10 protein-coding genes are annotated in these 11972 nt (G+C 45.0%); 9 read left to right on the top strand and 1 reads right to left on the bottom strand.

Features of this window, described 5'->3' with window-relative positions:
- The 3 genes from B8880_RS10220 to B8880_RS10210 all read left to right on the top strand — a co-directional run.
- Positions 1 to 480 (top strand): phage tail tube protein (locus tag B8880_RS10220; RefSeq protein WP_208610910.1); only part of this gene is annotated, 480 nt, incomplete at its 5' end.
- Between the two features lie 52 nt (positions 481 to 532).
- Positions 533 to 1213, top strand: a complete 681-nt coding sequence (locus tag B8880_RS10215; protein ID WP_084257506.1) for a DUF6246 family protein — start codon at positions 533 to 535, stop codon at positions 1211 to 1213.
- A gap of 65 nt (positions 1214 to 1278) precedes the next feature.
- Entirely contained in the window at positions 1279 to 1746 is a 468-nt protein-coding gene (locus tag B8880_RS10210) for a hypothetical protein (RefSeq protein WP_084257505.1), read from the top strand.
- 32 nt (positions 1747 to 1778) lie between these two features.
- On the opposite strand, the gene B8880_RS14420 is transcribed toward B8880_RS10210, so the two are convergent.
- Positions 1779 to 1934 (bottom strand): hypothetical protein, encoded by a 156-nt coding sequence (locus B8880_RS14420; RefSeq protein ID WP_159460745.1) that lies wholly within the window; start codon positions 1932 to 1934, stop codon positions 1779 to 1781.
- Positions 1935 to 2036: 102 nt separating this feature from the next.
- On the opposite strand from B8880_RS14420, the gene B8880_RS10205 reads away from it, so the two are divergent.
- From B8880_RS10205 to B8880_RS10180, 6 genes are all read left to right on the top strand, one after another.
- Positions 2037 to 4526 carry a tail length tape measure protein gene (locus B8880_RS10205; protein ID WP_084257504.1) on the top strand — a complete coding sequence of 830 codons (2490 nt, stop codon included), beginning with the start codon at positions 2037 to 2039 and terminating at the stop codon, positions 4524 to 4526.
- 3 nt (positions 4527 to 4529) lie between these two features.
- Positions 4530 to 4856, top strand: a complete 327-nt coding sequence (locus tag B8880_RS10200) for a phage tail protein (RefSeq protein WP_084257503.1) — start codon at positions 4530 to 4532, stop codon at positions 4854 to 4856.
- Positions 4857 to 4865: 9 nt separating this feature from the next.
- A complete protein-coding gene (locus B8880_RS10195; protein ID WP_084257502.1) occupies positions 4866 to 5591 on the top strand; it encodes a phage minor tail protein L in 726 nt (241 codons plus the stop codon).
- On the top strand, positions 5588 to 6316 hold the full coding sequence (locus tag B8880_RS10190; RefSeq protein WP_084257501.1) for a C40 family peptidase: 729 nt from the start codon (positions 5588 to 5590) through the stop codon (positions 6314 to 6316). The genes B8880_RS10195 and B8880_RS10190 overlap by 4 nt, the downstream gene beginning before the upstream one ends.
- Positions 6259 to 6810, top strand: coding sequence for a tail assembly protein (locus B8880_RS10185; RefSeq protein ID WP_084257500.1), 552 nt, complete (start codon positions 6259 to 6261; stop codon positions 6808 to 6810). The genes B8880_RS10190 and B8880_RS10185 overlap by 58 nt, the downstream gene beginning before the upstream one ends.
- A 3-nt stretch (positions 6811 to 6813) precedes the next feature.
- On the top strand, positions 6814 to 11972 hold a 5159-nt coding region (locus B8880_RS10180; protein ID WP_244165633.1), incomplete at its 3' end, for a TipJ family phage tail tip protein.

Here is an 11972-nt window from a genome sequence, read left to right as displayed (position 1 = left end):
AAAGAAGATTTTGCTAAATTTGTCGGTCGTGCAACGGTGCTGCAATATGCAAAGACAGTAACCGGAGATGGTCCGACACCACAAGAAACAGACTGGAAAGCGGCGGGCGCAATCCGATCCAAAGGATTTGACTTTAGCCCAAACACAGTAACATCGGAAGCAGATGACGCAGGCGGTTTTCCTGAATCGCTCGTCACCAATTCTGATTTTAGCATCAGCGTAGAGGGTGAGTCGCGCAAAAAAGATAAAACAGATGAATACGGCATTAACGCCCTGATCGATCTCTACGTCAAGGCAATCAATGAGCGTAAGCAGCCGACTATTTGGGTGCGATTAAAATATGGTGCTGTTACATTTGTCGGCTTTATGACAATCACCGCATTAAGCAGTGAAGCGGCAACGAATGACCTAGTGACGTTCTCAGCCGAGTTTAAAGTGGCTGATTCAGAGAGTGTGACGATTACTACAACAGGCGCGTAGTAATTCCGAATAGCCCCGATCGTTTGGTTGGGGCTTTATTAATGGGGGAGCAATGCAAGCGAATCTGGCAATTGGTGAGTTTTCTATCACGCATGGCGGCAAAGATTACCTCTTTAGGCCATCATTAAAAAACATTTCTGCTATCGGCACTCCGCAAGAAATTGTCATAGCTTACTCGGTATTGAATGGCGGCGAGATCGCTAAGTTATTGCGTGATGTCGTTGAATTAAACCAGTGGGCGAAGCAGTATGCCGCTAAAACAGCACTTAGCCCAGTGTTTGGGCGCAATATATTAATGACCGCGGTCACGATTTTAACCTGTTGCTGTAGTGATGATGTAACCGCAATTACAGGCTATTACAAGCCGGGCGGCAAAGGTTTATTGTACTGTCCCGGCAAGCTGTCTATTAAAGATATTATCACGCTGGCTAGGCATTTAATCGATCACGGCATAATCGGTACGGTTGATTTAAGGCGTGATCAAAAAGATTCGGCAAAAGCAACGTACACGGCTGAATTTAACGCCGAAGAATACATCAGCGCCGCCCGTTGTCATTTCGGATTGCCACGCATGGAGGCTGAAAACCTAACGATGACCGAATTTCAAATGCTGATCAAGGCAATGTACAAAGATAGTGATAAAAAAACCAATGGGGCAATCTTTACCGAAGACGAGTACGACCGAATCATGGCTGAATTTGAAGAAAGTCAAAATAAAATTTCGGATTTGTGATCTATATTGTTGAAAGTCAACCTGTTAGTTTGTAGCATTAGATCTTTTACAATATAAGGAATATTATGAAAAAACTAATGTTAGTTAGCGTTTGCTTATTTTCTTTGAGCGCTTGTGTGCAATCTCCGTACCAATCTGGAGTATGGCAAGATATTCAAAAATCAGCGGTGAATGTGCATAAAAATGAATTTGGTAATGATTTTGATGAATCTTTAGTTAAGAAAATTGTTAAAGGGAAGACAACGGAATCTCAATTAGTGTCAATGTTCGGTGAGCCTAATTTTAAAATGGTGATCAATGAAAAAGATACAAAATGGCAGTATTCACATAATGTTATTTCAGTAGAATCACCAGCATATATCACAGGAAGTATACAGGATTATCAAAATAGCATTAAACAAAACTCAACATCTAAAACGCTGGATATTTTAGTTAGAAATGGAAAGGTTTTGAATTTTGCATTACAGAAATCAGACCCATCAATAAAAACAAAAGTTGAGAGTAAAATAGATATTGAAAAATTACAAAAATAAATCCATTTGCTAGATGATAGTAAGTCTGCTATTTAAAAGCAGCCTTTTTCATATTCAATCCACAAATCAAGTATAAATTTTTGCTCGGCTAGGCTGCATTGCTCTAGCCGATTTTCTTTTATCACACCCCACGCTGATTTAGCCATTTCGGTGGGAATGGTTGCGTATAAAAATCGTTCGAATGTCATAAATAATCTCCTTTGTTGTGGTGCGCACTATAACGAAGTTGAGGCTATTTGTATTTTTGGCGGAATTATTTTTGGAATACAGATCGCAAAAAAGGAAATATTATGTCTGAAACGTTCAGTGATCTTTACATCGAAGTTAGTATGGAAACCGCTCAACTACTTCAAGGCGCAACAAGTGCTGATATTGCCCTAAATAAAATTAACGAATCAGCAAAATCCGCAAGCGCAGGAATTCATGCTGCTGAAAAACAAGCTCAAAAACTAAGCGCTGAATTAACGAAAGTTGCAGCAACAACAAAGAATACTGGTCGTGCATTTGGTTCAATGCGCGGAGTAATACAGGGTGTTGGTTATCAAATTCAAGACGTAGCAGTCCAAGCACAAATGGGAACTAATGCCTTTGTAATTATGGGGCAGCAAGGATCGCAAATGCTATCGCTATTTGGTCCAATGGGAGCTATTGCGGGTATGTTATTGGCAATCGGTGGCGCCATGGGAACAGCTTTATTGCCAAATCTATTTGATTCAACAAGTGCTACTGATAAATTAAAAGATGCGCAGAAAAAACTAGGTGAGGTGATAACTGAAAATGATGGCGGTATTTTATCGTTATCGGACAAAATGGTAAAACTCGCACAGCGAAGTGAGCAGGCCGCAAAAGCAAAAATTGCAGCGACAATGGCAGAATCAAAACAAGCTATCGATGCAGCGGGGCAAGCGATAAGTGAGGCTATGGACGACTTTGACAGCTTCTTTAGCTTCTTGGGCGGTAATAGTGTCGCGAGCGTAAGTAATGCGATCGCAGAGCTTGAAAAATATGAGAAGACAGGAAGAAATGCAGCTGAGGCAGTCAGGGATTTAGGTGGCACTTACGCTGGATCTATTGCGGAAATCAATAATCTGACTGATGTAACAAGCAAAATGTCTGAACAGTTAGGAATCACAACAACAGAAGCTATAGGATTATTAAAGCAACTTTCAGAATTTGAGAAAAATAAATCACCTGAAACTATGCACTCGCTGGCGGCGGCATTGAGCGTTTTAAGCGAAAGGTATGATAATGCCAATCCGAAATTAAACGAACTGACAGGCACCGTAAATAGTAATGCGTTTGCAGCAATGGAAGCAAAAGACGCATTAGATTTAATGAGAAAGGCGCTTGCAGATTTAGCAGGTATTGCCGTCGAATCTGAGGCGGCGCTATCTGGCAATTTGGCTAAGATAGAAAAAATTACCGAGGCGGCAAGAGAGCAAGCTGTAACTATAGGTATGACTGCTAGGGAAAAGGCTAAATATGCGGCTGTAACTCTAGGTGCGACAAAAGCTGACTTGGAATCTATTGATGCGTCATTCGACAAAATAGAGGCATATAAAGCTGAAGAAGAGGCAGCTAAACAAAAGCGCGAAGCCGACAAAAAGGCAGCAAGAGAGGCAGAATCTGCCGCCAAAAAAGCGGCGGCTGAGGCAAAAGCGGCAGCTAAAAGAGACGCTCAGGCTAAACAGCAAGTCATCGATCAAATTAACAAGTTATCAGATCAATACGAAGTTGCAGTGTTGCGCCAAGAGGGATTTCATCGTCAAGCAACTATTTTAGCAGCCAAGCAAAATGCAGGTGCAGCAGCTACACAAGCGCAGGTAAATGCAATCGGCGATCTAGCGGCTAAGATGTATGATTTAACCAACACGACCCGCAACTTTAATGCGCTACAAGCGGAAATTAGCCCTACGGTTGCGCTTGATCAACAACATCAAGTCAGAATGCAGCAGCTTGATGAGTATGTTATTGCTTACCCTGCAAAAATAGAGGAGGCCGAAGCTGTCAGAGCCGCTATCGAAGAGCAATATCGCCAGCAGCGGTTAGAGGCTCAATGGGACGAATGGAAGCAATCTAGCGCAGGTGCGGAAATGTTCGGCAATGCTTTAGAAGCAGTACAAAGCACCGCCTCAAATCAAATTACCGGATTGCTTGCCGGAACAACTACGCTTAGAGATGCGTTTAAGTCCTTATCAATGACACTGCTTAACAGCGTTGTCAGCAGTTTGATTGAGGTTGGTATGGCTCAAGTCAAAAGCATGATCATTGGTCGAGCTGCGGCAAGTGCGGCTACCGCTGCACAGATGGCACAGGCAGCAGCGTTGTCTGCGGCATTCGCTCCGGCGGCCGCGATGGTCTCGCTTGCAACTCAGGGGGCAAACGCAATACCAGCCCAAGCCGGTATGGCTTCGACAACCGCACTTGCTCAAACAATGTCAATAACTGGACGTAAAAACGGTGGACCTATATCTGCCAACGCGATGTACCGTGTCGGCGAAAATAACCAGCCCGAAATCTTCAAAGCCAGCAACGGATCGCAATACATGATTCCGGGCAACTCAGGACGGGTATTTAGCAACAAAGATGTCACGAGCAATCGAGGCGGTAACGGCGGCGGTAGCGTAACGGTAATTGTCAATCAAACAAACCATTTCGGCGATCAAGATTCGCGCGGCGGTGATCAGCAATTGGCAGCGAAAATAACCGATATGATTAAAGGCGAGGTGACAAATCAAATAGCCGATCAAATGCGTGACGGCGGAATGTTAGCGAGGTAATAGATGGAGCGGTTTAATTTTCCAGTGCAGCGAGGTTACACGGTCGAGCATGCGCCCGAAAAATACGAAGTAAAGTTCGGTGATGGCTATGTTATGCGTGCGCCGAAAGGGCTAAATTCCGATCTGCGCAAGATGAACGTTAGCGTAATAGTCAAAACCGTTGAGCAGGTAAAGGCGCTTAAAGATTTCCTCAGCCGTCACAAGGGCGTTACGCCGTTTATTTTTCGTGATAGTCAAGGTGATGACATTATCGTTATCTGCTCTCGCTGGAGCTATCAACGCCATTATCTGCATACTACATTTTCACTCAGTCTTGAAGAAACACTATAAGGGGGCTAAATGCCTTTAGAAATGAAGCCGGAGTTAGCTTTGGCATTATCCGATCTGCGACAGGATACACTAATCGAGTTATGGGAAGTTGATTTACGCGGAATCAAAAATGCTGCCGGCAATGTAGGATCGTTATACCGATTTCACAACGGCTTAAACGGTGTGCGCCAAAATATTATTTGGCAGGGTAATGAGTATCAAGCAATCGCAATGCAAGTAACCGGATTTGCTCGCAAAAGCAAGGGACAAAGTACTAGACCGTCTTTATCTATTGCTAATTTTGCAGGGTTAGTTACGGGGATTGCGAGAGATTTTGATGGTGCCGCAGGTGCGAAAGTTACCCGTGTTCAAGTTTACGCAAAATATTTAGATGCGGTCAATTTCAAAGACGGAAATAAGTTTGCTGATCCGACAGCAGCTTTTCCGCCGGAATACTTTATTGTTGAGCAATTAGCTAAATTAAGTCATGACGTAGCGACATTTACCTTAGCAACTCCAGCAGAAACTGACGGTGCAATGATTCCGGTGCGCATGATTACGGCTGATACTTGTTATTTCCAATATCGAGGCTACGGCTGCGGTTATACCGGAAAGCCTGTGTGTGACGATCAGGGAAACCCAACAACCGATCCAGCTAAAGACGGCTGCCCGCACAATGAACACGGATGTAAATTGCATTTCGGTGCCAAGGCAGTACTGCCTTACGGTGGTTTTCCATCAGTGAGTAAAGTATGACGATAGAACAGCAGATTATTGAGTATGCCAAACAGCAAGAGCCGCGCGAAATGTGCGGCTTTGTCGTTTTTAAGGGCAAGAAAAAACAGTTTATCCCGTGCGAAAACATTGCGTCTGATCCGATTAGCTATTTTGAAGTTGCCGCTGATGACTGGATCAAGGTACAGGAATATGACGGAGTTATAGCTCTAGTGCATTCACATCCTAACGGTGAGCGCGCATTATCAACTGCCGATCGACAAATGCAGATTCAGTCTAATCTTGACTGGTGGCTTGTAACACGTGGTGAGATTCGTAAATTTCGTAATGTGCCGCCGTTACTGGGGCGTGATTTTAAGCACCGAGAAAGCGATTGTTACACCATAATTTGCGATGCTTACATGCTTGCCGGCACTGAACTTCCTCAAGTTGAATATGACGAGGATTGGTATGAGCAGGGTAAAGATTTATATATCGAGACGCTCAAAAATAGTGGATTTGAACAAGTCACCGAGCCGCAGTTAGGAGATGTGATTTTAATGCAAGTCATTTCACCAGTTGCAAATCACTCAGCTATTTATCTCGGTGATAACCTGATGTTGCAGCAGTGCAATAATCGATTGTCAAAACGGGATTATTATAACGGATACTGGGAGCGACATACGCATAGCATTTGGAGATTTAAACAATGGCAACAGTTAGATTTTACGGCGATTTACAACGATTTGGCACTGAGTTTAAGCTAAACGTAGATACTGCCCAAGAAGCACTGCAAGGGCTTTACGTCCAGGTAAAAGGGCTAAAAGCAAAAATTAATAAAGGGTATTACCGAATAAAAATAGCCGGCAAAGAATATGGAATGAATGACATTCGTATCGGGCTGACAACAAGGCTTAAGACGAACTCCGTTATTAATCTAATTCCAGTCATAGCTGGCGCAAGCGCCGCATTCAGATTTGTTGCTGGTGCGATTTTAGCTGTAGTTGGCGCAATAATGGTTAACCCTTACATGATTGCGATTGGTGCAGCGTTGGCGATCGGCGGAGCGGTTGAGCTGCTGACTAAGCCGCCAGGCATGAACATAAAAACCGATGATGCCGAAAAGAAAACGAATACCTCATTTTCGAGCATTAAAAATTTAACGCCGCAGGGGCGACCGGTGCCGTTGCTATACGGTGAAATAATGCATTCAATTGTTTTGATTTCACAGGGTTTAGAGGTATTTACGCCAGAGGATTGATAAATGAGTTTCGGAAAAAAGAAAAAACAGCATACGCCAAGAGAGGCAAAAGACACGCTAAGATCGGCGCAGTATTTGCGTATGATCGGACTTGTGGCGCACGGTGAAATTGTCGGCGTTGAAAACGGCTGGAAAGACGTTTACTTTAATAAAACGCCAGTGCAGAACAGCGATAATTCTTATAATTTTAACGACGCTGAAGTGGAATATGTTTTAGGAACTCAGGAGCAAGATCCGCTCAAGGGTTTTGATTTTTCCGAAAAGGAAATAAGCGTTAGTGCCGAAGTTAAAAAAAATATTGCGATTACGCGTACCGTATCAGATCAAAAAGTCACGCGTTTGCGTATTACGGTAGCCGTGGGGGCATTATTTAAGCAAGAAGATAACGGCGACACCAACGGTTCGAGAGTTGATTTGCTTGTGCAGTACGGCAGTAAAAGTAAGCCAATCACTATCAATGGCAAAACCTCATCACGTTACTTAAAACACGTTATTTTAGATGATCTGCCCGCAGTGCCGTTCAATGTTACGGTTTCGCGAATTACTGATGACAGCAAAACCCAAAAGTTGCAAAATACTACTTTTTGGCAATCCTACACCGAAATTATTGATACTAAATTTAGTTACCCTAACTGCGCCCTGCTTGGTATCCGCTTAGATTCTCGTCAAATGTCATCGGTGCCGGATATTACTGCGTTGAGCAAGGGGCGAGTGGTTAAAATACCTAATAATTACGATCCAATTACCCGACAATATGACGGATTCTGGGACGGAACATTTAAATTAGGCTGGACGAATAATCCAGCCTTTATTTTTTATGATCTTGTCATGTCCGAAGAAGTCGGCATGGGTCAACGTATCGGCGCATATGGTTGTGATAAATTCAAGCTCTATGAAGTTGCCCGATGGTGCGATCAGCTTGTTGATGACGGTTTTGGTGGCAAAGAACCGCGCGTAACGACTAATCTGTGGCTAACCGATCAGCGTAAGGCTTATGATGTGCTTTACGATCTTGCTTCGGCGTTTTTTGCTATTCCGGTTTGGAACGGCACACAGATGTCAGTCATCATGGATATTCCGTCCGATCCAGTGTGGACTTACACTCAAGCTAACGTTGTCGATGGTTTCGAGTATAGCGAAACATCAGCTAAAACTCGCATTTCCGCCGTTGAAGTTGAATATAGCAATCCGAACAATATGTACGAGCGTGACAGTGTTTATGTATCTGATGACAAGCTGATCAAGCGCTACGGTTATAATGTAAAAAAAATTGTGGCTTATGGCTGCACATCATGGGGGCAGGCATACCGCTACGGTCGTTATATGCTAGGCACTAATTCGATCGAGACGGTGTTAGTGAGTTTTAAAGCGGGGCGCGAAATGTTGCGCACAATGCCCGGCGATATTTTCGCTGTTGCTGACAATGAGTATGCTGCAACAAATATCGGCGGACGTGTATTAGCAGTTAATGGGCTGACCGTTACGCTTGATCGAGAAATTAAGTTTAAAAAAGGTTGCGCGTTAACCTACGCAGCTATTATTGACGAGAAATTGTCATCAAGAACGATCGAAATCGTATCAGCAAACGGGGCGGAAGTTACATTAAAACAAGCCCCGATTGATCTTGATAAAATGATGTTGTGGACACTGGTAAACGGTACGGTCAAAACCCGTTTATTCAGAGCCGTTGAAATCAAAGAGAATGCCGACGGCAGTTATTCCGTTAGTGGCTTGCAGCATGAGCCTAAAAAATGGGATTACATCGAAAAAGGCATTAAATTTGAAAAAGATCTAACAACGTTACATAAAGCTGTAGTGCCTCAGCCGACACACGCTGAGATTACGGCCGCAGGCGGTAGTTTAGTTTTAACGTTTGATATGCCAACCGTCATCGGCACGGTCACTTACGAAGTTAAGCTCTACAAAGACGGTAAAGTGTACCGCACTTATACGGATTTGAAAGAACCAAAACTCACGTTTGATGGACTGCCGGACGGCAGCTATACCGCCGAAATTCGCGCTAAAAACCAGTTGGGGCAATACTCTAACCCTGTCACAAAATCGTTTGAAATTAATCTGACGATCACGGAGTTACGCACGACATCTGAGCTAATGGCGATCAACGTTGAATGGACGTTACCAGTGTTGGCGACTACTGGTAATGCTACTGAGATTTGGCATGCTCGCGAACCGGATTTAAGCAAAGCGGTGAAGATCTCAACCTTGGCATATCCGGCGACAAGCTATCTAAAAAGCAATGTCGGCTTGTCTGAAAAGCACTATTTTTGGGCGCGCTTGACCGATAAAAACGGCAACAAAGGCAAATTTACCGAGGCTGTTTTTGGTGAAGCCGATCATAATGCGGATAATCTGGTTAATTATCTTAATGGACAAATCACCGAAACCGCACTGGGCAAAGACTTGATCGCACAGCTGACTGGATTTAAAGACGGGATCGCACAAGCGGATGGCAAGATCGTCCAAGAAGCACGTGACCGCGCGGACGCATTGTTAGCCGAAGCGCAAGCAAGAGGTCAGGCGATTGCTGCGGAAGCCGTTAAACGCAGTGCGGAAGTCAAAGCGGCAGCGGATAAAGCAGCGGCGAACTTGTTAAAAGAAGCGCAGGCGCGCGGCACGGCGGTCAGCGAGTTGCAGAAAGTGGATCAACAACAAGCGCAGTTGATTACCCAAGCGACAGCCAAAGCCGAAAGTGCGGTAGCCGGTATCGAAGCTGAAAAAACGGCGCGCGCCGAGGCGGATAAAGCCGAGGCGAAAGCCCGTGAAACGCTCGCGGGGCGTGTTGGTACCGCCGAAAGCACGTTGACTAAGCTCAACGAAACGGTGACGAATAATCAGCGTACAACGGCAACACAGCTGACAGTAATGGAGAGCAAGTTTAATAACCTGTCTGTTGGCGGGAGGAACTACTTCTTAAATACCGCCAATATATCAAGAAATACAATCGGTAGATCGAGTATTAATATTAGCCCAGATTTTTTGGAAGCGATTAATCGTGAAAAAGTGTTAACGCTATCTGTTGATGCTGAAGTTGTTGGCGGTGTATTAGCAACAACAGGGTATACCCGAATTATCACCGAGATTAGGGTTCACTATGAGGACGGTACATCCCAATATAGAGCGGCAACCATTGGCCGTGATTTGGCGCTTAACTATAAAGGTAGATTATCTGTAACCTCTACTATCCAAGATAAAGTTGTCACTAATGTTGACGCAGGCATGATCCAGATTGCTATAGCGTCTGCTACCAAGCTATATATTGGCAAAGCAAAACTCGAAGTCGGCAATGTTGCTACCGACTGGACACCAGCGCCAGAAGATCTTGACAGCGCCGTAGTCGAAACAAACGCAAAGTTGACCGCACTTGAGCGCACCACGGCAGAAGCTGATAAGGCACTTGCTGAGCAGTTTAAGCAAATGCAATCAAACGTTGGCACGAATGCCGCTGAGATTACAGACCTCAAGCAGACTAAGGCGAGCAAGACCGAAGTTGCCAGTATTGCACGCACAGCGTTGGAAAGCGTGTGGCGCGGCTATGCTGATACGGCTAAAAATGCTGCTGTCTCAACTGCTGCAACAACCGCACAACAAAAAGCGGATACGGCAAAATCTCAAGCCATTGCCGCCGCGGACACCGCCGCTAAAGCGAAAGCAGACGCTGCCAAAGCTGCTGCTATTGCCGCCGCAAGTGGCGACGCCACAAGCAAAGCGAATGCAGCGCAAGCCGCAGCCATTGCAGATGCAGCGTTAAAAGATGCCGAGATTAAAAAGCAAGCCGCGGCGGACGCTCAGACGAAAGCGAATAAAGCCAAGTCTGATGCTATCGCCGAAGCGCAGAAGCTGAACACTGCAACGAATGCCAAAATCACCGCACTTGACAGCGTTGTTACTGCAAATAGCAAAGCCAGTGCAACACGCTTCGGCGCGATAGAGGCGGCTCTTGGCGCAAGTGGAAACTTACTGCAAAACAGTGAGTTCCTTTTTCCGGGCGCGCGAAACGTACCTGAGGGCTACACGCTAACGAGTGGCAGCGGTATTGATGGCTATAACAATCTTAAAGTTACCAGCTGGACTTACGCATTAAGAAATGAAGCGGTTTTCGGTATCCGAGATAATCGCACCAATGCCGAAAATCCAACGGGCGCAACCAACAGCTACGTCACCAGTATTGCAAGATTTCCGGTGCGTGCCGGTCAGATTTTGCAGTTTAGCTGCTATGTAGCCGGTTGGGGCTTGCGACCAAATTCGGGCGATTTGTTGTATCTAGATTTTCGCGGTAGCAACGGTACAACGGGTATCAGTAAAAGCCGCACCAAAAAGGGCAATTACCGATACCCAAATGCAACGACCATTGCGACAAACAGATTGGGACGGAAAACGGCCGCCGATGTTTACACATCAACTACCCAATTCGAGCATTATTACTTTAACGAAGTGATTCCGGAAGGTGTCGATTTTGTGAATGTCGGCATTGCAATCCGTTCTAATTTCGGCACGGATTGTTATCTGTTCTGCTGTTTGCCGAATTTATGCGAAGTGTCAAGTTTAGATGCGCCGTTAATACCGTACACACCGGGTTCAAGCAGCGCCAAAATCACAACATTGCAATCCGCAATCGCTACTGATAAGCAAACTACCGCATCACAAATCAGCACTATGCAGTCATCGCTGAATAACGCGACGGCAAACATTAGCACGCTGCAAAAAACGGTGTCTGATGTTAGTGGTAAACAATCTGCCACTCACACCGTTAAAACTCAAGTTATCTCCGGCGGCCGCACCGCAATTGCCGGGATCGCTATGGGGGCGACAGCGGATAACAACACGGTTGAATCAAGCGTGATTGTGATGGCTGATAAGTTCGGCGTCGTTAAAAATGCGAGTGACGGCAATGTCGTACCGATGTTGTCGATAGTTGACAATAAAGCCGCGTTTAACGGTGATTTAATCGCAAGAGGTACAATTACCGGACCGCATATCCGCGCCGGACAAACGTTGTCATCTCCGGTTATTAATGGGGGGAGTTTGAATATCAATAATAGATTTATTGTTAACTCTACAGGCAACGTTGAAATAAGAAGCGCGGCGGGCAATGTAGGAATGATTATCAGGAATGAGCGTATTGATGTTTATGATACGGCAGG

Origin of the sequence: Pasteurella testudinis DSM 23072, from assembly GCF_900176075.1 — a bacterium.
Lineage (GTDB): Bacteria > Pseudomonadota > Gammaproteobacteria > Enterobacterales > Pasteurellaceae > Chelonobacter > Chelonobacter testudinis.
This window is presented reverse-complemented; position numbering and strand designations above follow the sequence as displayed.

Coding starts and splice junctions, on each gene's coding strand:
- B8880_RS10215 (WP_084257506.1), top strand. CDS start 533: ATGCAAGCGAATCTGGCAATTGGTGAGTTTTCTATCACGCATGGCGGC.
- B8880_RS10210 (WP_084257505.1), top strand. CDS start 1,279: ATGAAAAAACTAATGTTAGTTAGCGTTTGCTTATTTTCTTTGAGCGCT.
- B8880_RS14420 (WP_159460745.1), bottom strand. CDS start 1,934: ATGACATTCGAACGATTTTTATACGCAACCATTCCCACCGAAATGGCT.
- B8880_RS10205 (WP_084257504.1), top strand. CDS start 2,037: ATGTCTGAAACGTTCAGTGATCTTTACATCGAAGTTAGTATGGAAACC.
- B8880_RS10200 (WP_084257503.1), top strand. CDS start 4,530: ATGGAGCGGTTTAATTTTCCAGTGCAGCGAGGTTACACGGTCGAGCAT.
- B8880_RS10195 (WP_084257502.1), top strand. CDS start 4,866: ATGCCTTTAGAAATGAAGCCGGAGTTAGCTTTGGCATTATCCGATCTG.
- B8880_RS10190 (WP_084257501.1), top strand. CDS start 5,588: ATGACGATAGAACAGCAGATTATTGAGTATGCCAAACAGCAAGAGCCG.
- B8880_RS10185 (WP_084257500.1), top strand. CDS start 6,259: ATGGCAACAGTTAGATTTTACGGCGATTTACAACGATTTGGCACTGAG.